This is a genomic window from Fusibacter paucivorans, assembly GCF_018390735.1.
GTDB classification, from domain to species: Bacteria; Bacillota; Clostridia; order Peptostreptococcales; family Acidaminobacteraceae; genus Fusibacter; species Fusibacter paucivorans.
This window is the reverse complement of sequence record NZ_JAHBCL010000021.1, coordinates 59,741-82,265: the sequence shown is the minus strand read 5'-3', so window position 1 is coordinate 82,265 and position 22,525 is coordinate 59,741. Positions and strand designations below refer to the sequence as shown.

The following is a 22,525-nucleotide window of genomic DNA, read 5'->3' as shown; positions in this document are numbered from 1 at the left end:
ACTAATCTCCTTTTGATGTGCGTTCCCCGCAGTATTTCGAAATATTCAGCATAATGCCAATGCATCCCATCAGTGTCATAATACTCGTACCGCCATAGCTGATAAACGGCAGCGAAACACCGGTAACAGGCATTGACGAGGTTGCCACTGCGTAATTCATAACGATTTGCAGCGACAGCATGCCAGTAATCCCCGATGCAACAAACATCGAAAAAGGATCTGGTGCATTTATAGCTATTTTAATACATCGATAGATTAAAATCAAAAAAAGCGCTAATAGAATAACGGTTCCAACGAAGCCGAACTCTTCCCCAACCGTTGCAAGAATAAAATCATTTTGAGGCTGTGGGATATAGAGTTTATTCTGTGTGCTCATGCCGAGACCAACGCCAAAGAGTCCGCCAGTCCCAAGGGCGTACAGCGATTGGATAATCTGCCATGCCGTATCGCCTTTTGCTTCAAAGGGATGCAGAAAGGCAACCCAGCGCTCATATCTGTAATCAGCCGATTTGACAAAGAAGAAAGCCAAAGCGCTTCCCAGTGTGCCGACACTAAAGACATACAGCCATCTAAGTCCCGCGACAAAGAGCATGATCGCAACAATGCCGACGATAATCATAGCAGAACTCATATTGGGCTGCTTCATGATAAAATAAGCATTGCTGCCGGCGATGGCCAGATAAATTCCAAGAATTTTGGGTTGATTAATTTTTTGATAATTTTTTTCCAGTAAAAAGGCAACCAACAAAATGACTGCTATTTTTGTGAATTCCACCGGTTGAAATGATTGTGTACCAATTGCAATCCATCGTTGTGCGTGGTTCCGGGTAACACCTTTTAAAAGTACCCATACGAGCAGAGCGATATTCACTGCAAACATTGGAATAGCCAGCGGCTTATAGTTCTTATAATTAAAAACGGAGGCGATAAACATGGCAACTAACCCTACGATACTCCATTTGAGTTCCGAATTGAAAAAAAACATTTTGTCTTCGCCCATTTCAATGGCGTAATAATAGCTTGAATTAAAAACCATGAGAAGACCGAATGCTACTAGGATCATCGTCACGATAAACAAAGTATAATCCATCTTTTTTGACGTCATGTTAACCACCTGATTTCAATTGATTTCACACAGGCTTTAAAGTGAAGACCGCGCGCCTCGAAATTCGGATACATATCCCAACTTGCACAAGCAGGTGAAAGCAGTATTGCATCACCGGGGGCTGATAGCTCATAGGCCTTCTCAACGGCTGCTTCCATATTCTCAACCAGATAACAGTTATCAAAACCAGCGCGCTCAGCCGCAGCCGTTATCTTTTCTCGCGTTTCGCCAAGCAAAACGAGTGCTTTGATACGTTCCGGCAAGGCCTCAGCCAGCAGTTCAAAAGAACTGCCTTTATCCATACCGCCCGCGATCATTACGGTAGGCCGCGTCATCGCCGCAATGGCACAGAGTGTCGAATCAGGGTTTGTCCCTTTTGAATCATTGTAAAAAACACGGTCATTTACTGTTGAAACATACGCGATACGATGTTCAACACCCTTAAATGTTTTTAATGTTTCACGCATCGCCTCGGGCGCAATGCCTGATAAAAAGGCAATTGCCATCGCGACTAAAGCATTTTGCCGATTATGTCGTCCCGGAATCATGAGATCAGAAACATCTGCAATCTTAGTTCTAATACCGTCAATCGAGATGATAAAGGCATCATCTTCAATAAAAACGCCCTCCTCCAGTACGCGATCAAGGCTGAAATAGACAACTTTAGCTTTTATTTGCTGTGCCAGTGCTGAAACCAATGGATCATCAGCATTGAGCACTGCAAAATCTTCACTGGACTGATTCTCAAAAATACGTGCCTTTGCTGCAATGTAGTTTGCCATTGTCTTATGTCGATTGAGATGGTCCGGCGTAATATTAATAACCGCTGCAATATGTGGTTTAAATGTATGAATGGATTCGAGCTGGAAGCTGCTGAGTTCAGTAACCATCAGCGTATCGGCTGTTGCCGCAAGCGCCTTTGATACTGCGGGCAACCCAATGTTCCCAACGACAAAATGATCCCGATGTGCCGCCTCAAAAATCTCACCGGTAAGTGCAGTCGTCGTCGTCTTCCCATTGGTGCCGGTAATACCGATAAAAGAACCTTTACACAAGCGATACGCCAATTCTATTTCACCGATAACTTCAACGTGATTTTCCTTCGCCTTCTGTACCAATGCAATAGCCATCGGTACACCCGGGCTCATGACAATAAGATCATAAGCATCAATATCTTCCGGCATACTGCCCAATATAAAGTCATCAGCAAACGGTGCCGCTTCATCGACGAGCGCCCCTAGTTTTTCACTCGTTTTTAAATCTGTAATGGTCACACGTGCTTGAAGTTTTTTTAAAACGCTTGCTGCGGCAATCCCTGACTTCGCCATCCCAACAATTAAAATATGCTTTTGTTCAAATTGTTTCATATTTGCATTCATGATTGCCTCCAAAACTACAGTACAAGCAGTGAAACAACACCTGCTACAGCCGTAACCGCTGCAAAAGTCAACACAATTTTCACTTCTCGCCACCCAGATAATTCGAAGTGATGGTGAATCGGCGCCATTTTGAAAAAGCGTTTCTTTGTTTTTTTATAATACAGTACTTGAATAATCACCGATAAATTTTCAATAACGTATATAAGCCCGACAATCGGTATGAAAAAAGGAATTTTCAGTGCAATCGCATAGGCTGCTACAACGCCGCCAAGTGCCAACGATCCCGTGTCTCCCATAAAAACTTTGGCCGGATGCCAGTTAAATTTAAGATAACCAATCAAGGCACCTGCAAATGCAAATGCACTCCACATCAGCGCCGTTTCGCCCTTAACTGCTGCAACAACGGCATAGAAGAAAATAACGACAACTGTAACACTTGTCGCCAAGCCATCAAGACCATCTGTGAGGTTAACCGCATTGTCAACCGCTAAGAAAATAAAGACGACCAGCGGGAAAAACCATATGCCCAGATCATAGTTCCCTAAATGAAACGGCAAATGTGTGTCAGTGCCAAACTGTGAGGCAAAAATTGTTAAAATAATAGATGCCAAAAGCTGCAAGCCAAGTTTCTGCTTTGATTTCAAGCCTAAATTGTGTTTTCGAATAACCTTAATATAATCGTCTAAAAAGCCAATGCCGCCAAAGAGCACTAACGACAGCATGACAAAAACGACTTCGAGCTGATTCATAAAAAAGACGGCCATAACAAAGAGAAAGGCAGTTAAAAAGATGAACCCTCCCATGGTAGGTGTTCCCTGTTTACTCATATGTGATTGAGGCCCTTCTTCACGAATAGCCTGTCCAAATTTCAGTTTTCTAAGCTGCGGAATGACAACCGGTCCTAAGAATATGCTCGCGCCAAGCGCCAAAGCAAAGTAAACCGCTGCCATAATCCAAGTAATAGACATATCATCGACTCCCTATATCATTAGTAATTCTTACTGCATACCGCAACTTCATTTTATTTTTTCGATGCTTTTAACACGCAGCTCTATGCGTCATAGTATTTGCGGACTTCTTCTGCATCGTCAAAGTGATGGCGAACACGGCCAATAATCTGGTAGGTTTCATGACCTTTACCCGCAATGACAACTGTATCACCGGGACATGCAATGGCAAGTGCCTTTGCAATGGCCTTTCTGCGATCAACAATACGGTGCATTATTTTGCCTTCAGCTAATGTTCCGGGAATGCCTGCCATAATATCATTAATAATGGCCTCCGGCACTTCTGTTCGCGGATTATCGCTGGTAACGACGATGGTGTCAGAAAGTCTATAAGCAATCTCACCCATGATAGGCCGCTTCTTGCGGTCTCTGTCACCACCGCATCCAAAGACCGTGATCATTTTGCCATCGGTGAATTTTCGCACAACATTGAGTACATTTTCAAGCGCATCCGGCGTATGTGCAAAATCGACAATAACCGTATGTTCTTTTGGCACCTCAATTGTCTCGAGACGTCCGCGCACGGGCTTAATCGCCGTGATTGCCAGCTCGATTGCATCAAGCTCGCAGCCCATGGCATAGAGCGTCGAAACACAAGCCAGTGTGTTGAGCACGTAAATATCGCCTGGAATGGCGATAAAGCTGTCGATCACGCCTTTTGGCGTGACGATGCGGCACGACGTGCCGCGTGCGCTGTATACCACATCTTCAGCATAAATATCCGCGTCATCATGTAAACCGTATGTCAATAGCGGCACCGAAAAACGACCTTCGTCGACAAGCCGTCTGCCGTAAGAATCTTCAAGATTTATCATAACACCTTTTTGCGCTCGCTGAAAGAGTAATGATTTCGTGTTAAAATAATCTTCAAAATCCGGATGAAAATCCAGATGATCTTCTGTTAAATTTGTGAAGATTGCATAGTCATATTGCACATGTCTCACACGATCTAGTTTTAATGCATGTGAACTAACTTCCATCAGGCATTGCGAGACTTCCGCATCTGCCGCCTTTGCCAAAAAAGCATTCAGCGTTAATGCATCCGGCGTTGTATTCTGTGTGGGATAAACTGCATCGAGTATATGATTTTCTATGGTACCGATCACCGCAGTTCGTTCTTTTAACGCTTTGAGCATCGATTCCAACATCAGCGCAATCGATGTTTTACCATTTGTCCCCGTTACACCTATCATCGTCATACGTTCTGAAGGATTTTGATAAAATTTACTCGCGATGTCCGGCAGTTGCTGTTCGGTATTTTCAAGTGCCACATAAGTAACACCGCTAGTCAATGGCACCTCAATTGCCGCATTATAAAAAACAACACCTGCGCCACCTTCAATTGCCTGTTCAATATAATCGTGACCATCCACTGTATAGCCTTTTATAGCAATAAAGGCGCCCCCCTTCTCCACTTTTCTCGAATCATGGGTCATGGCGTTAATAATGCAATCCCCGTCGCCATCAATGTGATGATAGGAAATATTGGACATCAAATCGTTCAGCTTCATCTGTTTGTTCCTCCCTGTGCCTTATTGAGCACTTTCAAAACACCATTACTCACCAACGGATAGGATAATGACAGCATTCTTGCTGACAACGGTATCTGCCGCCGGAAATTGTCCTGTAACGGTGAGTGATGTATCCTCTACAACCAGCGGATCACTCGCATGATTAACTTTCATCTTATCCAGTTTTGCAACAGCATCCTCATAGGTCATACCGTAAAAATCTGGAACTGTGATTTTTTCATCACTGGTAGCTTCTGGCAAAATGTTTTTATATCTTAAAATATCTTCGAAAATACTTTTCACAATCGGCGCTGCGACGCTGCCGCCGCCGAACTGATCTTTTGGTTCATCTACGACGACGAGCACAATGAACTGCGGATCGTTAATTGGCGCCACACCCATAAATGAAGCGAACACCTTGTTTTCTTGGTAGGAACCGTCTTCAAACTTTCTGCTGGATCCGGTTTTGCCGCCAATTCGAATACCTTCAATATAGGCATTGCTTCCCGTTCCGTTGGCAACAACACTTTCTAGCATCATGCGCATAGTCGCCGATGTTTCCTCAGAAATAACGCGGTTGACCGCAACCGGTTCTATCGCTTCAACAACATTGCCATCATCGTCCAAAACAGCTTTGACAATATGTGGTTCCATGAGATTACCGCCGTTGACAACAGCTGAAAGCGCTCTGATAACCTGCATCATTGTATAAGCATTCCCGTGACCATAGGCCATTGTCGCCAATTCTACGGGATGCACATCTTCTTCTTTATAAGTAATCGAATTCACTTCTGATGGCAGTGCGACACCAGTCTTTGCGAGCAAACCAAATTTATCAAGGTATTGATAATAAAGTGACGCGCCAATACGATCAATAATCGTCATAAACACAGGGTTACAAGAGTTTTCAAGCGCTTCGAGAAACGTTTCTTCACCATGCTGATAAGGATATACCCAGCATTTCAATGTCACGCCTGCAACATCTTTGGACCCGGAACAGTAAAATTTTTCATTTAGACTTACAAGGTTCTCTTCAAGTGCAATGGATGCCGTAATCGCTTTAAAAACAGATCCCGGTTCATAAACATTGCTAATGGTGATGTTTTTCCAGATACCGCTGTAATACGCGGCTTTTGCTTCGTTATCCATTGTCGCCCATACCTCAGGTGCCATATCACTCCCTACTGCTCTGGGATCGTTTAAATTGAAATCCGGCTTTGAAGCCATCGCCAGAATCTCACCTGTCTTAGGGTCCATGACAATTGCCGAGGCAGAATCTGCTTGATGTACCGCCATCGCTTCGTCCAAACGCGATTCAACAAAATATTGAATAGTATCGTCAATGGTCAGTTCAATTGTTTTACCGTCTTCCGGCTGCGTCACCTGATCCTCACCATAGGCGAGCTGTCTGCCATGCACATCCGTTGTAACAAAATAGGCACCCGCCTTACCTTTCAACGTGTCGTTAAACACATATTCAAGTCCGGTAAATCCATCTAAATTGGTATTGACATTGCCAATAATATGAGAGGCAAGATTATCATAAGGATAAACGCGCTTGGTATCTTCCGTGATTGATATCCCCCTAATCCCCTTTTGCTTAATCATATCGCCTTCGCTCTTTGATAAATCGGATGCAACTTTTACAAAGTCCGTCGTTGCACTGGTCATCTTCGTATTGATAGCATTGACATCCAAAGATAGTGCCTCGCCGATGAGTCTCGCCGTCTCATAAGTTTCCGTTATTTCCGAGGTTCTTGCCCAAACCGTATAAGTCTTAACACTAAAAGCAATTTTGTCCCCGTTGCGATCCAAGATATTGCCGCGTTTTGCCGGGATGGGAATATTTTTATCCTGCTGTTCTTTTGCCATTGCCGCTAATTCCTCATGGCTGTAGATCTGTATATAGTAGAGTCTTCCCACCAATGCCGCCATCATAACGGCAATGATAATGAAAAAGGTCATGATGCGAATTCGTATCTGATGCATAGCAGCCTCCATAAAAAATGCTCTATCTCATTATAGCGGATATTTTCAAAAAGCGTTATCTTTTTCCACCAATCGCAAAATGCCTGGCAATCGCATCAAATAGATGCCTTTGCAATCGCTGTTTTTTGCTTATGTTCTTTGCTTAAAAAATTGGCTTCATCACGCAAAAACGCCTGCAATGCAGACGTTTAATAGTGTCGTTAATTTGTTCTGAACAGTGCCGCGATCATATCGTTCATTTTACTTTCCTTTTGAATCAATTCAACAGCTTTGGGATTATCTCGTTCCGCCAATGCTACCAGCGTCGTTTCCGATACTGCAAACATCGCTGTCGCATCAATGTAGACATACTGATTGCTCGTTGGATATTGCATATTTAGCTGTTCTTTTGCCATTTTTTCAACCGTTTTGATATCCGTGGAATTTTCAACAGCGGTTTGTAGTTCCTCTATTTGTGTATTGAGTGATTTGATCTCAGTCTTCATCGTAAAAATTTCATATTTTTTTTCATTCACCAGTGAGTTTTTATAGATGAGCACCGCGAACATACTTGAAAACACCGCAAGCAATACAACTGTTATCAAGGTCGTTTTCAGTCTTTCACGCATTATGTGCTTGGCATTTTCACGCTCCAAGCGCTTTTTTCGAATGGCGACAATCTTTGCAGATTGATCTTTATTAAACGCCATAATCTCTTCCTCATGTAAAACTTCACGACTCGCCAGCATGTACTGCCCCTCCCTGGTTTATTTCTTTTCACAAATCCTCAGTTTTGCACTCCTTGCACGAGGATTCTTTTCAGTTTCTTCTTCAGATGGTGCGATGGGTTTGCGCGTAATAAGCTTAACCTTTGGTTCACCGCCGCATACGCAAACCGGCAGTTCCGGTGGACAAGTGCATCCTTGCGCCAATTGTCTATAAGCGTTCTTTACGATTCGGTCCTCTAATGAATGAAAAGTGATCATACACAATCGCCCACCGGGATTTAACGCTTCAACAGCATCGTTAACCGTATTTTCAATAATTTTGAGTTCATCATTGACCTCAATGCGAATTGCCTGAAACGTGCGCTTAGCCGGATGTGGCCCTTCCGCCCTCGCCTTTGCCGGAATAGCTGCTTTGATAATATCAACGAGTTCAAAAGTGGTTTCAATGGGGTTCGATGACCGTGCTTCTACAATAAACTTCGCAATTCTGCTCGCCCATTTCTCTTCGCCATACTCTTTGATAATGCGAAACAACTCACGTTCTTCATAATCATTGACGACATCGTGTGCAGATAGCGTGTCGTTTCGATTCATACGCATATCCAGTTTGCCGTCATTCATATACGAAAAACCGCGTTCTGCCTCGTCGAGCTGGTAAGATGAAACGCCAAGATCCATCATCATGCCGTCTATTTTCTCAATACCAAGTGTTTTTAACACACTTGTAATTTCTGAAAAATTGGCATGCACTGGTTTAAACCTATTTTCAAAGATGCCGAGCCGTTTGCCCGCTGCATTTAATGCATCCTGATCCTGATCAATACCAATGAGCAAACCATCATCCGTTAGCCGCTGAAGCACTTGAAATGAATGACCGCCACCGCCAAGCGTCCCGTCTACATAGATGCCGTTTGGTTTAATATTTAATCCTTCGATTGTCTCTTTGAGCAGCACCGTCACATGATGAAACGCCATCTCGCCTCCTGTTCTCATAGGCTTTATACTGTAAAGCCGTTAACTTTCATGCTTTATCTATTCACGCATATGCCATTAAAAGCTTATGCCCAGTTTTTCCATTTCTTCTGCGAGGTCATCCATATCTGACGTCATATCGTCTGTATAGACAGCCCATGCCTCAGCATCCCAAATTTCGATGCGGGCACCTGCACCGTTGATGTAAACGTCTCTATCTAAATTTGCATGTTCTTTAAGGTTTTGAGGGATCAAAACACGGCCTTGCTTATCCAGTGTACTCTCAGATGCACCGGCAAAAAAAGCTCTTGTCATTGCACGCGCCTTTTTATTGGAAAGCGGCAAAGCAGATAATTCTGCTACAAAGGCTTCCCAACCCTCTTTCGTAAAAACAAAAAGGCACTGGTCAAATCCTTTCGTCACATAAAAGACATCCCCTAATTTTTCACGGAATTTTGCCGGGATACTCACTCTGTTTTTAACATCAATTGCATGTTTGTATTCACCGAAAAAATCCATTAGGTTCCCTCAAATATATGTCCTTTTATCCCACTTCACTACACTTTATACCACTAACTACTAATATTTTAATATTTTTTTAATCTAAATGCAATAAAAAAAGCGACTCAAAATCGCTTGAATCGCTTAAAAATACTGTTTTTAATTTAATTTAATGCCAAGGCACTATATCGTCTGTTTTTGTTTGGTGTTACCCCAAGATATAGCCTTTATTTTTCTGGGTCTTTTTGACTATTTTTCGAATGCTCTTTTCGATTTAAATAAAAGAGCAGCCCGGCACCGAGTAGAATGCCAACGAGGCTGATGACTTGTGCCGTTCGAAACGGACCGATCATCAAGCTATCCGTCCGCAACCCCTCGATAAAAAATCTGCCAATGGAATAGAGTATCACGTATTTTACAAAATGCGTTCCCTTCACCTTTCGGTTCTTAAACGTCAGCATCAGGAAAATAAAAATACCAAAATCCCATAGCGATTCATAAAGAAAAGTCGGGTGCACTTTAACACCGTCAACCATAATACCCCATGGCAAATTCGTCGGACCGCCATGCGCCTCTTGATTGATAAAATTGCCCCATCGGCCTATCGCTTGTCCCAAAATCAGCGGCATTGAAAAGAAATCAGCGATTTCACCAAAATCGAAGCGCTTGATCTTGCACATGATATAGCCTGCAATCAACCCGCCGATCACACCGCCGTGAATCGCCAGCCCACCGCTTCGCGTCGCCAAAATTTGGCTTGGATGCTGACTGTAATACGACCATTCAAAGATAACGTAATACGCTCTTGCGCCAATAATCGCGCTGGGGAGTATCACCAGTACAAGATCTATGAGATCATTTTCATCATAACCATACCGCTTGCCGACTTTTGTGAGTATAAAAGTGCCAAGCAGCATGGCACTGGCAATAATAATGCCGTACCAAGCGACACCAAAGCCAAAAATTTCAAATGCATACCGATTCATGATAGACTCCTTACATCAATTTCCTTAATTGTCTTCGTGTTGCTTTCGAATAATAGACATTGCAGAGTGCTCAGACTGATAAAACACACGAACTGTCGTCATCATCTCATCATAGGTCATTTCCTGGAGCCAGTTGACATATCTGAAAAGATCTGTTCCCTTCATTATATGATAGGTATAATTACTTGCCAGTGACTGCAACGCATTAAATGATATCAGCAGTCGCCCAACCAACTTACGCTTCATACGATTAAATGCCTCTTGGTCAATGCCGTTTTTTACAGCATCCTCAATGGTTTCCAGAATGAGTGCACTTAGCGCATCAATATCTTTTGACTCCGCACCAATTGCCGCATAGGCATAACCAAAGCCAAACTGACTCTCGACGTCAAATCCATCGGTAATGAGGCCTTTTTGCATGGCGCGCTCATAGAGTTTTGAACTTCTGCCAAACATAATATCATTTGCCGTTCTGATTGCTGCCGAATGGCGCTCCAACTCGCCCTCAAACTTTGTTGGATCTGCCTTGAAGCCAATTTGAAAACGATCTTTTGGTACATCACCTGAAATTTCAATTCGGCGTTCGTTAATGTGCTTTGGTTCATTGGGAATCATCAGCTGAGGCGCTTCACGTTTTGCTTTAAAAGATTCGGTCTGCAACGAATCGACCAGCGTAAACATCGCTTCCGGATTCACATCGCCATAGATAAAGACCGACATGTTATTCGGCGTATAAAAGTACTCATAACATTTCAGGATCTGCTCTGCTGTAATGCTGCTGACAGATTCTTCTGTTCCTGCAATATCATAAATAATTGGATGTTCATTGTAGAGCGAACGGTAGAGATTCATCGCGAGCGCCCAATCCAGTTCATCCTTGTACATATTGATTTCTTGTATAATGATGCCCTTTTCCTTCTCAACGGTCTTTTCATTGATACTGGTATTTTGAACCAGTGACATTAAATAGCCCAAACCCTTTTCAAATTCGTGTACTGTATCAAAATAGTAAACGGTTGAAGCATTGGAAGTGTAGGCGTTGACATTAGCGCCGATTTTCTCGAATTTGACAAAAGTACTTTCCTCCTGATCTTCAAAGATCTGGTGTTCGAGAAAATGGGCAATCCCCAGCGGCATATCAACGTGCTCACCATTTGATAATTCAAAGTGGTTGGACATGCCGCCGTATCGCGTTGCAAAAAAGGCGTATTTTTTCGTAAAACCACGTTTCGGAATGACATAGACCGTCAATCCCGAATCAAGTGTCTGTCGATGTACCGTCTCACCTAAAAAGCGATTGTAATGGTTATTGGTTTTTGTCATTCAGTTGCTCCTTACTTAAAAAGACAATGGTATCAAGTTCAAAGCGATTAAGCGCTTCGACAATTTCCATTTTTGTCACTGCATTAATTTTATCAATATAGGCTTCTACTTCCAATTCACCGCCGGACAGATACTGATTAAAGTAATAATTAATGTAAGAATTCGGAAAATCTGAAACGGATTCAAGTGATGAGACAAAAGCCTTTGTCGCGATTTCGATATCTTCCGTCTCAATTTGACCTTCTTTTAACTTCTTTACTTCTTCTAGAATCAGTGCCAATGCCTGATCGTAATTTTTAGCATCGATGCCCGCATAAACGAACATGATGGCTTTATAGCGTTCAGCCCTCGCAAAGGTACTGTAGCAGAGACTTGCTTTCTCTCTTACTTCCTTAAAGAGCCGCGAACTCCCGCCGTATCCTAAAATCAATGTGCCAATAAAACCCGCCAAATACGCCGGATCATCATAGGGAATATTCATGCGGTAGCCAAGCATTAATCTGGCTTGTTTTACATCCAAAGTCCCCTTCAATGTTTTAACCGCTTCAACGGGCACAATTATTTTTTCTTTTGATATCTTTTCAAGAACGCCGCGCTCAAAATGAAGCTTATCCTGAATCAATGTCACAATATCATCAGCCTCAACATCACCGAGTACGACGATATCCATTTCCGATGATTTTAAAACATTTTGGTAATGCTCAAAAAGCTGTTTGGGTGTAATGGCATCAAGTCCTGCCAGTGTACCGTACTCATGAAGCGCATACGGTTCATCTGCACACATGGTTTCCAGACACTTGCTCAACGTCCACATGGTTTTGTCCTCTTTGCGTGCTTCAATTTCAGACGCGAGTCCCGCTTTTGCCGTTTCAAAGATCTCCGGATCAAAGCCCCCGTCAACGCATTTGGGCGCATTCAATATCTCATTGAGCAATTCAAATGCTTGCGGCAAAACCGTTTCATCATCAATTCGCCGCCCGTCAGCAACTGTCATTTTTATTTGTATCATCTGCTTTTCGCCGTACTTGTGCACATCGGTTACCAGTACGCCGCCATAGAGCATTTCAAGTGCTTGATTAATATCGGTAAGACCGGGATACTTCGTTGTCGCCCTGTCGATAACGCGGCTGAGTAATGCGTTTAGTGAAACTTCAGAAGCCCTGAGCGGACGTCTGATATAAATGCCGACCAGTACGGACTTAAACTTGGTTGCATTCAAGACGTGGAGTTTAATCCCCGGCTGAATGTCCAATACGGTTAAATTCTGCATATTTGACCTCTTCCTATTGCCTCCTTTTAAATAGGGGCGCCCTATTATTATATATTATTTACATTCGCTTGTTAATGGTTTATAATTTAATGATGTGAAGAAATGCGCCATACAGCGCTTCAAATAAACTTCAGGAAGGAAAATAAATATGAAATTAGGTATCGTCGGCTTGCCGAACGTCGGTAAGAGCACGCTTTTTAATGCCATTACCAAAGCGGGCGCCGAAAGCGCAAATTATCCGTTCTGTACCATCGAACCCAACGTCGGTGTCGTCGCCGTTCCGGATGAACGCCTTACGATCCTCAGAGATATGTACGATTCAAAGAAACTCGTACCAACTTCTATTGAATTCTATGATATCGCAGGACTCGTGAGAGGCGCTTCCAAAGGCGAAGGCCTCGGCAATCAATTTTTAAGCCATATTCGTGAAGTCGCGTCGATCATCCATGTCGTACGCTGCTTTGAAGATGAAAATGTCGTCCACGTCGACGGCAAAATCGGACCGAGCAGCGATATTGAAACCATTAACTACGAACTAATCCTCTCCGATGCTGAAATGATTGACAGACGTATTCAAAAAACACAAAAGCAGTTGAAAGGCGATAAAACCGTTGCCGGTGAATTAGCACTTTTAGAACGCGTCAAAAAAGTTCTGGACGAAGGCCTTTCAGCACGTACCATGACTCTTACGGAAGATGAAGAAACATTTGTCAAATCGCTAAATTTATTGTCCTATAAACCAATTATCTACTGTGCCAACGTCTCCGAAGAAGATATCATTTCCGGTGAAGACAATGCGTATGTCAAAGAAGTTCGTGCTTTTGCAGAAACTGAAAATGCAGAAGTTGTGGTCATCTGCGGTAAAATTGAACAGGAAATCGCTGAGCTAGACGATGAAGACCGTACGGCTTTCCTCGAAGAGCTTGGCTTAAATGAGTCTGGCCTCGATAAACTCGTGCGTTCTTGTTATCACCTGCTCGACCTCATTAGTTTCCTTACAGCAGGCCCACAGGAAGTCAGGGCATGGACCATTCGCAAGGGAACAAAAGCACCTCAGGCCGCAGGTAAAATTCACTCTGACATCGAACGCGGCTTTATTCGCGCAGAAGTCATCGCCTTTGACGATCTCAACACGCTGAAAAATATGACCGCTGCTAAAGAAGCCGGAAAACTCCGTCTTGAGGGCAAAGAATACATCGTTCAGGATGGCGATGTGGTGCATTTTAGATTTAACGTGTAAACAGAACCACCCATATTTAAGACATAACCAAACCCACTATTCTGTGTTTTTAACAGTTTAGTGGGTTCTTTAATTCGTATTATTCTGTTTCGGATGTCGTGATTGTCCTTTTTTTCTAATCTTATGATTGTCACCATTTTGAACAATCAAGTAGCATGCATAACGCGACAGCATAAAGTCATCAATTTCTCGCAAAACACCGCCCCAAGTTGGACCATTTTGCCGACGTCAGCAAAAGGGTCCAACGACTTAACATAAGTCAATCCGGAAGCCTATCAAATTTTGAATCATTGACGCATTACACCCATTCGACAAATCACTCTAGGGTGTAATGCAGAAAAAATGTATAGTATAATAGAAGCGGGTTATAAAAGGTTAATCCGATTATTTTGAATTGGCTTTGCCAGAACTGCAGTGGGAGGTTCTTATGGATATGCAGCAGATCGAGTGTGCTTTATCGGTTGCAAAACATCTCAATTTTTCTGAAGCATCATACGAATTAATGATGAATCAGTCTACGGTTTCAAAGAAAATTGCAAACTTGGAAAAAGAAATTGGTTTTTCACTCTTTGACCGATCGACACATCCAATTAGCTTGACGGCCATGGGGCAAATTTTCATAGAAGGAGCCGAAACACTCTTTGAAGATTATTTGCAATTGCTCTCTAATTTATCAGCGTCTTCTTCAGAATTAGATAAAAAGCTTACTATTGGCTCCATTGGTTTCAGCAAAAGCGAAAGTATTGTCAATAAAATCGCTGAGTTTAAAATGATATATCCTGATGTCAATATCGAGCTCATTGACGGCACAACGACACCTCTCGTGGAAGGGCTTCTTAGCAAGCACCTTGACATCGCCATTGTCTCAAGCATGTATTCATGTGAATGCACAGACGATTTGCACTGCTTTAAGAGTGACAGCCGCTTTCTCTCTGCCTCTATTTCAAAAGATCCTTACTACCTGATTGTACACCCCGACCATCCTTTGGCATCCCAAAAATTAGTCACTTATGATGATATTGCACATGTCAAGCTCATCATGTTGGACAAGCGTATGGATGTCTATCATAACGCACTCAACAATCTTTTTGCAGCAGAAAACATTACACCTAAAATTGCAATGACCAGCAGCTCTGCCAGAGACGCGCTCACATTGGTTGCACGAAATGTCGGCGTTGCCATCCTCTCAAAAAAAGTAGCGGCAGATGCTTCCGGCGTCATACTCGTGCCTTTTGAAAGACCATTGATTCGCGACACGCAGGTGTTGATTCGCAACGAAAGGCGAAAGCCGGAGTACGCCACGCAGCTTTATCAATTTTTACAAAGCAGTACCGGCGACCATTGACATCATTTAGTGTAAAAGGTTCATAAATAATTGCCAAAAAATACAAAAGACTGAACCCGCAATCGGTTCAGTCTTTCATTTTTTTAACTTAATCGTGTATTCTTCCTATTTAACTCAATCGTGCTTTCTTTTTATACTACGCAGTCAATAACATCAGATATACCATCTCTATCATCGAATGCGCAGTCCATGCTCGACGAGTTTCTGTTGTAGCTGCTTCACTGAAAGCGTCAACGCATCTGTATGACTCACAGCAGCCATCGCAGCAGCGGTTCCCGCAGCTTGACCAATGGCCATGGACGTCCCGACAATCCTCAGTGATGCAAACGCCGCCCTCTGTGAGGCAATACAGCGCCCTGCCGCAATGACCCGCGGTGCAGCCTCTGTGACCATACTGCGATAAGGTATTGTATAATAGCCATCGCCACCGATGTTCTTTAAAATCGAACCACCATTTTCGGCGATATGGATATCCACCGGATAGCAGCAGGTACATACCGCATCCTCGAACTTCACACCCTTCATCAGATCCTCATCTTTAATCTCATACTGTCCTATCAAACGATCTGCGTCTCTAACGCCAACAACCGCAGCAACACCGGATAATGACGCATCAGAAAAGCCTTTGAGATTTGCTTTTAAAAATGGTACGATCTCAGAGATTTGTCGTCGCATGTCAATCATTGCCTGCGAAAGCGCTTTTGTATCATTATGATGAATATCAACACCTCTGGTTGCATTGACACCAATTTGCGAACTGTTCGGTATCTTTGCAATCCCTAGAACGCGAGCAGGTAGAATTTTAGCTTCAAGCCCCTGACGAATAACAGCTTGAATCGTATCAGAAGTCAAATTCCTTACCACGGCTTTATCAATGTCGCATAATCGGAACATCAGTGAAACAGGCTGTACTTTTTCGTCTCTGTGAATGTCAATGGCCATCATTTTAAAAACATTTGCATTCCCTGTCGCATCAATCACCATATCCGCTTCAACTTCATAGACTTCTGTTGCAGTGCCAAAGACTGCTAAAACCTTATCATTCATTTGATGCACAGCTGTTACAGTATGTCCCAACCAGACATCAATCTCATGCCTGCTGACCATCTCATCCAGTAATATCTTAAATGCTTCCGGATTATAATCAACGCGATCGACGACCACATTCGGTCCGGATGACAGCGGCACTTTACTGAAAAGTTCTCCGTTTCCCGACGTAATAAGCGATTCAGCAATTTCATTCGGAATACCGCCTAAAAATGGCTTCCCCTGCAAATGTGTTCCAAACATATTACACAGCATACCGTTGGTTGCAATACCCCCGAGTGCGTATTGACTTTCAATCAGCATGACACTGGCATTTGTTCGAGCTGCTGCAATTGCGGCCGTTGTTCCCGCAACACCACCGCCTACAATTAATACCTGTGCGTTGAATTTCTTCATGTTTTCAGCTCCTAATAAAATAATTGTAAGATTGGCATCCCCACAACGATCATGATAATAATCGCAATAAACATCGTCACAACACCCATTTTAAACATTTTTCCCGGTTCAATCCAGCCGCTGCCCATCGCAATGGTCATTTGCAGCGTTGCTGCCGGTGTTGCAAATGCATAATTTGAAATAGAAGCAATGAGAACTGTTAATAAAACAGGACTGACACCTAATGTCGCCGACAGTGCAATTGCTATATTCGTTAAAACCGCTATGGTAATATTATTGGAAATCAAATTCGTCAGAACCGCAGCAGTCGTAATCACAATGATGATAAAGACAAAGGTTGACAAGTTTGCTAAAACTGGTTGTCCAAGCTGCGTAAAGAAAGGAACAATCCCCACTTCTTCCATTGCCAGTGCTTTACTCAATGCCAGCACAGCACCTACTAAGAACAAGCCTTCCCATCCAACACTCTCTTTAAACCCTTCTTTTATATTGAGAATCGGCTTATGATCAATATGAATAATAGAAAGTACAATGACAGCAAGCAAAATCGGCCCAACTGTTCCCATTCCCGTTAAAAAGCCGGCAACGCCAGGCATGCTATTTTTGATAAAACTTGGCAAAACCCATGCAACAAAAACAACACCATAAGTACCAATTGCAATTTTCTCTTGTATGGTAATCGCATGCATATCGAAATTCATTTTATTGGTCTTTAAAATGTCGAAGCGCGTCATATCAGGTTTTACAATAAATTTGAAAAATAAAATCATTGCGCCAAATGTCAATATACCGACTGGTATGCCAAACGCCATATAAGCAGCAAAGCTAATATCCAGACCCGTTAATGATTTTAAGATCGAGAAACCCAGCAGCACTGTCGAGTGACCTACCGGCGTCATTCCCTGACCGATACACGCACAGAATGCCACACTCAAAATAAGCAGCTGCGGAAATAGTTCTTTCTTATTCTTATCATACCCTAATTCCGTTAAAATTGATTCCGCAATTGGCAAACTGATTGCCAGTGTTGTGATGCCTGATAAAAACATCGTCAGTACCAGTACACTCAAATCGAGCATCATGACAAAAAGCCATGGACTTTTTCGCGCAATCGGTCTCGTCACAAACCATACTGCAATCCGATGTGCAACCCCAGTTTTAATCAATGCATGACTGACCAAATAACAACAAATCAGAAAAAGTATAATCCAATGACCAATCGAACTCGAAATCGCCGTACTGTAGTTCATAACACCCGTTGTCGCAATGGCAAAGATACATGCAAAGCTAGGCCAACCGATACTGACAGTCGTCCACAAATACAAAGCGCCTACTGTAATGCCAATAAGCTGCATACCCACTTGCGGCAAATTTTCCGGCGTTGGCAAATATTTGAACAGGAACATCAAGCACAAGCCGATCAATGTGTTCAAAAACTTCTTTTGCATTTGCTTATCTAATTTTTCCATTATGCAATCTCCCTTCAAACTAAGCTTTCCGGGACGCCCCCTAAAACGATATCGTAATTAAAGTATAAATAATCGCAAAAAAAGCTTCAATTCATATTTTCAACTTATTATGACGATTTGGAATAATAACCCTCGATGTACAAAACGCCATGTCTCAAGGCTTATATCCTTTTGACATGGCGTTTGAATTCGTTCTTTTAATATCGCAATTATACCGATAAGCTTTCTGTTTTTGCTTTAACACGATGACGAATATACTGCCATGTAAAACAAATGATAACAATGACAGCACCTGCCAACTGCAAGATTGGATATGCTGTAATCAGCATCATTGCCGCCATCCCCATGATGACGCGCATCGTTTTTGTCCAAACAAAGATAAAATACCCCTCTGTTACGACAACCAATGCCACGATGATTAAAATCATCTCAAAAATACTCAAAACGATTCCGCTAATCGGTCCAACCATCAACAGGCTCGCATTAAAGAGAAATTTAAACGGCATCAGGTATGCCGCCAATCCTAAGCGAAAAGCTGTAAAGCCTGTCTTATTGGGCTCACTCTCTGCAATGGCAGCCGCTGTATATGCGGTAATTGCCACAGGCGGTGTCAACGCTCCCAGCGATGCATACATAAAGATGAATAAATGTGCCGCAAGCTTTGTCACGCCCATATCAACCATTGGCGGAACAAGAATAGAGGCCAAGATGATGTAAACAGCCGTTGGTGGCATGGCACATCCGAGCACCAATGTAATTAATGCAATTACGACGCCCGCTATCGCTAAATTGCCGTTGGAAATATCAATTAGCGTATAAGAGAGTTTAGCGCCAAGGCCTGTCATGGAAATCGTCCCGACAATAATCCCGGCAGCTGCACATGAAATAATAATCGGAATTGCCTGTATCGCACCGTTTTGAAGTGTTTCCACAAAGTACGCTATCGAAATTTTGAATTTAACGCGGATCATGTGAATGACAACTGTGAGCATCAGCGCACCGAATGCAGTCTTCATGGGGCTCCAGCCCATCATGATAAACGTAATCATAAAAATTACCGGAATACTTAAATAATACTTCTCTGTAAAAATCTTTTTAAAATTTGGAATTTCATTTTCAGAGAGTCCTTTAATTCCCATTTTCTTAGCACGTGAATCCACCGTTAAGAAAAGCGAAAGGTAAAATAGTGTTGCAGGAAATACAGCTGCCATTGCAATGGTCTTATAAGGCACATTCAGGTATTCTGCCATGATAAAAGCACCTGCCCCCATAATCGGCGGCGTAAACAATCCAGCAGTTGAAGCAACAGCTTCTATAGATGCAGCATAATGCGGCATGTATCCCGTCCGTTTCATGAGTGGAATGGTAAAGGTTCCCGTTGTCGCCACATTAGCAGCTGAAGAACCTGAAATCATCCCCATTAGGCCGCTTGCAGCAATAGCTGTTTTCGCCGGACCTCCACGGTATTTACCGGTTAAGCTAAATGCAACATCAATAAACCACTGCCCTACATCATAGGCACTTAAAAAAGCGCCAAAAATGACGAAGACAATAATAAATGTTGATGCAATTCCTAAGGGAATGCCGAAGATCCCCTCAGTCGTCATGTACAAGAACTCAATAATTCGGCGCCACGATTCACCGCTATGTGCTAAAACACTTGGAAAGTAAGGGCCAAAACGCGTATAGAGTAAAAACAACACAGCTGTCAATGTAATAAATTTGCCAACACGTCGTCGCGTTAGCTCTAACAGCGTTAAAATCATAATACCGCCCATAATAATATCCATATCAGGTGTTGCGCCAATTTTCATAACGCGGCTCTTCCAGACAACCATAATATAAATACCGGATACAGCCAGCAATACCGCCAGTAAACTGCGCCAAACGAGCGACAGCGTGCCGCCTTCAATCTGTAGATTATCGCCTTTACCCTTAATAAAAAATGCGACGGGCAACAGCAGTGTTATGAGCAGCGCACGGTGCGTCATCGCTGAAAAGACGCCGAAACCAGCAGTGTACAAATAGATTAGCGAAGTCATTGTCAAAAGACTTTTTAAAATGTAAACAAAGCACACGCGCAGTGTCAGCTTTTTGTCACTCAATTAAGAACGCCCCTTTCTTTAAAGTAACGTTCTGCACCTGCATGCAGTGGTATTGGCACCCTTGTTACAGCATCTTCAAGTGTCAGCCCTGCTGCCGATGGATGCGATTGTTTGATTTTGTCAACTGATTCAAAAATTGCCTTCGTAATCTCGTAAACTTCGTCATCGGAAAGACTCTTGCTGACGACAACCATATTGGATAAATAAATGGTTTTGGCGCTTTCGGAAATATCATACATGCTTTTGTCGATTTCAATTTCCGAATAATATGGGTACGCGCTTAAAATTTCGGCCATTTTATCGTCTTCAATACTGAGAATTTTAAAATCTGTTGTAGTTGCTGCGAGTTGTGTAACTGCCGAGGCCGGTGCAGCAGATTGAATAACAGCAGCATCAACATTCCCGTCTTTTAAGGCATCTACACCTTCAGAATAAGCCAAGTATGTGGCATTAATATCTTCCAGTCCAAATCCGTAAACTTTAAAAATGTCAGATGCCACATTGATGGCACCTCCTCCGGCTGGTCCCATGGCAATGGTTTTACCTTTCAAATCGGCAAATGTTTGAATATTTGAATCATTCATGACGACAATATGCAATACACCTTTGGATAAGCCTGTAAAAAGTGTTGCGATATTATCCATTTTTTCTGTGTATGGCGCTTCGCCATTGACCGCTGCATACGCCATCGGGCCTTGTGTAATGGCAATCTGTACTGTGTTTTCATTGACGAGGACATTGTTTTCCGGCGCGCCCCCAGTTACTTTCGCCGTTGATTGTATCTCTAAACTGTTGGTTAAAACATCTGCAATTGCAATGCCTATTGGATAGTAAGCGCCGCCGGTTCCAGCAGTTCCCACTGCATAAAACTGACTTTTTTCAGCCGTTCCCTCTGAATTTTTATCGCTGGCGCCCGTTGTTTCAGGCTGTGATCCGCACCCCACCAGTGCAAGGATTAAAACTGTAACCAGCATCAACGCTGTGATATTTTGCTTTTTCATCGTATCCCTCCAAACCGTTTCGCGTTCATATATTTTCCGCGTTGCCCGATCAGCCAACATATAGAATGCTCAACTGCCATTGTCTGCTTTAGCAATGTACACACTCATAAAGGCAAACACCTCAATCAGCTGCAATTTTCTTGGGCACACTTGGTCAATCGGCAATTTTGATGCAAAAGTCTTGGCAAATACCCCGTATATTTGCCAAGACGTATTGTGCAATACTTTTTACCTGTGTTATGATGATTTAAAGTCCTGCTTTTGTCAAGGCGTATTTTACTTTTTTAACTTCGTCTTGATCAAGCGGCATGACTGGCTCGCGCATTAATCCCGTCGTGAAAAAGCCTCTTTGGTGGATGACTTCTTTCATTCGGGCATGCGCTTCTCCCGATGGCTGTCCGATCCCGTAAATCGCCTCAGCCATCGGGAATATTTTTTCCTGCAGCTCGCGTGTTTTTACGAAATCATTTGCTTTAACTGCTTGCCATGCTTCTGTAATGAGCTCAGGGATACAGTTTCCAAACCCAATCAACGCGCCGTCGACGCCAACATACATTGATGACAGCAGGTATTCATCATGACAGGTTAAAATTTTCAGTTCAGGTGCTTGTTCTCTCAGTATGCGAATATCTCTTTCGTAAACTGCCATTTGCCTTGTACCAATTTTAAGTGCTTTAACGTTTTCGATTTTACTGATTTCGAGCACTGTCTCAACCGGATAGAATGCCTTTGTTGAATATGGGTAAAGGTGAATAATAATACCAATATCAATGGCATCTGCAACTTTTTTAAAAAATGTCACTGCAGAGCTCTGTTTCATACCAAATCTCAGCCAAATATGCGGCGGCATTAACAATATCCCATCAGCACCCGCGTCTTGTGCATCACGTGCATGATCGATAGCTTCCAATGTTCCCTCTGCACATACACCGGAGATAATCATCACTCTGTCACCAACTTCGTCTGCAACAATTTCAACAATGCGTTTTCGCTCTTCTCTGTTGAAAGATGTTATTTCACCGGTATGCCCATTGCAGACTAGGCCGTCAATGCCTTCAAAATCTGCTAACCACGCTACATACTTTCTTAATTCTTGTTCATTGATACTGAAATCCTCGTTCAGCGGAATAGAAATGGCTGGAAAAATATTTTCCCATGATACTTTTTTCATT

The 22,525-nt window shown here is 42.8% G+C and carries 18 protein-coding genes; 2 read left to right on the top strand and 16 right to left on the bottom strand.

The window, feature by feature from the left end:
• Position 1: 1 nt before the first annotated feature.
• From KHM83_RS12710 to yfmF, 11 genes are all read right to left on the bottom strand, one after another.
• Positions 2 to 1,105, bottom strand: coding sequence for an FtsW/RodA/SpoVE family cell cycle protein (locus tag KHM83_RS12710; RefSeq protein ID WP_213237399.1), 1,104 nt, complete (start codon positions 1,103 to 1,105; stop codon positions 2 to 4).
• A complete protein-coding gene (gene murD / locus KHM83_RS12705) occupies positions 1,102 to 2,484 on the bottom strand; it encodes a UDP-N-acetylmuramoyl-L-alanine--D-glutamate ligase (RefSeq protein ID WP_213237398.1) in 1,383 nt (460 codons plus the stop codon). Before murD ends, KHM83_RS12710 begins: the two co-directional genes overlap by 4 nt.
• Positions 2,485 to 2,498: 14 nt before the next feature.
• A complete protein-coding gene (gene mraY / locus KHM83_RS12700) occupies positions 2,499 to 3,452 on the bottom strand; it encodes a phospho-N-acetylmuramoyl-pentapeptide-transferase (RefSeq protein WP_246543083.1) in 954 nt (317 codons plus the stop codon).
• A gap of 83 nt (positions 3,453 to 3,535) precedes the next feature.
• Complete coding sequence (locus KHM83_RS12695) at positions 3,536 to 5,002, bottom strand: UDP-N-acetylmuramoyl-L-alanyl-D-glutamate--2,6-diaminopimelate ligase (protein WP_213237397.1); 1,467 nt, start codon at positions 5,000 to 5,002, stop codon at positions 3,536 to 3,538.
• A 45-nt stretch (positions 5,003 to 5,047) separates the two neighbouring features.
• A complete protein-coding gene (locus tag KHM83_RS12690) occupies positions 5,048 to 6,991 on the bottom strand; it encodes a penicillin-binding transpeptidase domain-containing protein (protein WP_213237396.1) in 1,944 nt (647 codons plus the stop codon).
• A 200-nt stretch (positions 6,992 to 7,191) separates the two neighbouring features.
• Positions 7,192 to 7,719: a septum formation initiator family protein gene (locus KHM83_RS12685; RefSeq protein ID WP_213237395.1), complete on the bottom strand. Its 528-nt coding sequence runs from the start codon at positions 7,717 to 7,719 to the stop codon at positions 7,192 to 7,194.
• 18 nt (positions 7,720 to 7,737) lie between these two features.
• Complete coding sequence (gene rsmH / locus KHM83_RS12680; protein WP_213237394.1) at positions 7,738 to 8,673, bottom strand: 16S rRNA (cytosine(1402)-N(4))-methyltransferase RsmH; 936 nt, start codon at positions 8,671 to 8,673, stop codon at positions 7,738 to 7,740.
• Positions 8,674 to 8,748: 75 nt separating this feature from the next.
• Complete coding sequence (mraZ, locus tag KHM83_RS12675) at positions 8,749 to 9,189, bottom strand: division/cell wall cluster transcriptional repressor MraZ (RefSeq protein ID WP_213237393.1); 441 nt, start codon at positions 9,187 to 9,189, stop codon at positions 8,749 to 8,751.
• Positions 9,190 to 9,398: 209 nt separating this feature from the next.
• On the bottom strand, positions 9,399 to 10,157 hold the full coding sequence (gene lgt, locus KHM83_RS12670) for a prolipoprotein diacylglyceryl transferase (RefSeq protein WP_213237392.1): 759 nt from the start codon (positions 10,155 to 10,157) through the stop codon (positions 9,399 to 9,401).
• A gap of 24 nt (positions 10,158 to 10,181) precedes the next feature.
• Positions 10,182 to 11,480: an EF-P 5-aminopentanol modification-associated protein YfmH gene (yfmH, locus tag KHM83_RS12665; protein ID WP_213237391.1), complete on the bottom strand. Its 1,299-nt coding sequence runs from the start codon at positions 11,478 to 11,480 to the stop codon at positions 10,182 to 10,184.
• Positions 11,464 to 12,750 carry an EF-P 5-aminopentanol modification-associated protein YfmF gene (yfmF, locus tag KHM83_RS12660; protein WP_213237390.1) on the bottom strand — a complete coding sequence of 429 codons (1,287 nt, stop codon included), beginning with the start codon at positions 12,748 to 12,750 and terminating at the stop codon, positions 11,464 to 11,466. Before yfmF ends, yfmH begins: the two co-directional genes overlap by 17 nt.
• 148 nt (positions 12,751 to 12,898) lie before the next feature.
• On the opposite strand from yfmF, the gene ychF reads away from it, so the two are divergent.
• Positions 12,899 to 13,990 carry a redox-regulated ATPase YchF gene (ychF, locus tag KHM83_RS12655; protein WP_213237389.1) on the top strand — a complete coding sequence of 364 codons (1,092 nt, stop codon included), beginning with the start codon at positions 12,899 to 12,901 and terminating at the stop codon, positions 13,988 to 13,990.
• A 427-nt stretch (positions 13,991 to 14,417) separates the two neighbouring features.
• Positions 14,418 to 15,335, top strand: coding sequence for a LysR family transcriptional regulator (locus KHM83_RS12650; protein ID WP_213237388.1), 918 nt, complete (start codon positions 14,418 to 14,420; stop codon positions 15,333 to 15,335).
• Between the two features lie 171 nt (positions 15,336 to 15,506).
• On the opposite strand, the gene KHM83_RS12645 is transcribed toward KHM83_RS12650, so the two are convergent.
• From KHM83_RS12645 to KHM83_RS12625, 5 genes are all read right to left on the bottom strand, one after another.
• Entirely contained in the window at positions 15,507 to 16,778 is a 1,272-nt protein-coding gene (locus tag KHM83_RS12645; protein WP_213237387.1) for an FAD-dependent oxidoreductase, read from the bottom strand.
• Between the two features lie 11 nt (positions 16,779 to 16,789).
• Positions 16,790 to 18,247, bottom strand: a complete 1,458-nt coding sequence (locus tag KHM83_RS12640; protein WP_213237386.1) for an SLC13 family permease — start codon at positions 18,245 to 18,247, stop codon at positions 16,790 to 16,792.
• A gap of 209 nt (positions 18,248 to 18,456) precedes the next feature.
• Positions 18,457 to 20,352, bottom strand: coding sequence for a TRAP transporter permease (locus KHM83_RS12635; protein ID WP_213237385.1), 1,896 nt, complete (start codon positions 20,350 to 20,352; stop codon positions 18,457 to 18,459).
• Positions 20,349 to 21,353: a TAXI family TRAP transporter solute-binding subunit gene (locus tag KHM83_RS12630; RefSeq protein WP_213237384.1), complete on the bottom strand. Its 1,005-nt coding sequence runs from the start codon at positions 21,351 to 21,353 to the stop codon at positions 20,349 to 20,351. The genes KHM83_RS12635 and KHM83_RS12630 overlap by 4 nt, the downstream gene beginning before the upstream one ends.
• 247 nt (positions 21,354 to 21,600) lie before the next feature.
• Positions 21,601 to 22,524 carry a dihydrodipicolinate synthase family protein gene (locus KHM83_RS12625; protein ID WP_213237383.1) on the bottom strand — a complete coding sequence of 308 codons (924 nt, stop codon included), beginning with the start codon at positions 22,522 to 22,524 and terminating at the stop codon, positions 21,601 to 21,603.
• Between the last annotated feature and the right edge of the window lies 1 nt (position 22,525).

Coding starts and splice junctions, on each gene's coding strand:
- yfmH (WP_213237391.1), bottom strand. CDS start 11,480: ATGACAAAAACCAATAACCATTACAATCGCTTTTTAGGTGAGACGGTA.
- KHM83_RS12630 (WP_213237384.1), bottom strand. CDS start 21,353: ATGAAAAAGCAAAATATCACAGCGTTGATGCTGGTTACAGTTTTAATC.
- mraZ (WP_213237393.1), bottom strand. CDS start 9,189: ATGGATTTTTTCGGTGAATACAAACATGCAATTGATGTTAAAAACAGA.
- rsmH (WP_213237394.1), bottom strand. CDS start 8,673: ATGGCGTTTCATCATGTGACGGTGCTGCTCAAAGAGACAATCGAAGGA.
- KHM83_RS12710 (WP_213237399.1), bottom strand. CDS start 1,105: ATGACGTCAAAAAAGATGGATTATACTTTGTTTATCGTGACGATGATC.
- KHM83_RS12640 (WP_213237386.1), bottom strand. CDS start 18,247: ATGGAAAAATTAGATAAGCAAATGCAAAAGAAGTTTTTGAACACATTG.
- murD (WP_213237398.1), bottom strand. CDS start 2,484: ATGAATGCAAATATGAAACAATTTGAACAAAAGCATATTTTAATTGTT.
- KHM83_RS12645 (WP_213237387.1), bottom strand. CDS start 16,778: ATGAAGAAATTCAACGCACAGGTATTAATTGTAGGCGGTGGTGTTGCG.
- yfmF (WP_213237390.1), bottom strand. CDS start 12,750: ATGCAGAATTTAACCGTATTGGACATTCAGCCGGGGATTAAACTCCAC.
- KHM83_RS12625 (WP_213237383.1), bottom strand. CDS start 22,524: ATGAAAAAAGTATCATGGGAAAATATTTTTCCAGCCATTTCTATTCCG.
- KHM83_RS12685 (WP_213237395.1), bottom strand. CDS start 7,719: ATGCTGGCGAGTCGTGAAGTTTTACATGAGGAAGAGATTATGGCGTTT.
- KHM83_RS12690 (WP_213237396.1), bottom strand. CDS start 6,991: ATGCATCAGATACGAATTCGCATCATGACCTTTTTCATTATCATTGCC.
- ychF (WP_213237389.1), top strand. CDS start 12,899: ATGAAATTAGGTATCGTCGGCTTGCCGAACGTCGGTAAGAGCACGCTT.
- mraY (WP_246543083.1), bottom strand. CDS start 3,452: ATGTCTATTACTTGGATTATGGCAGCGGTTTACTTTGCTTTGGCGCTT.
- KHM83_RS12650 (WP_213237388.1), top strand. CDS start 14,418: ATGGATATGCAGCAGATCGAGTGTGCTTTATCGGTTGCAAAACATCTC.
- lgt (WP_213237392.1), bottom strand. CDS start 10,157: ATGAATCGGTATGCATTTGAAATTTTTGGCTTTGGTGTCGCTTGGTAC.
- KHM83_RS12695 (WP_213237397.1), bottom strand. CDS start 5,002: ATGAAGCTGAACGATTTGATGTCCAATATTTCCTATCATCACATTGAT.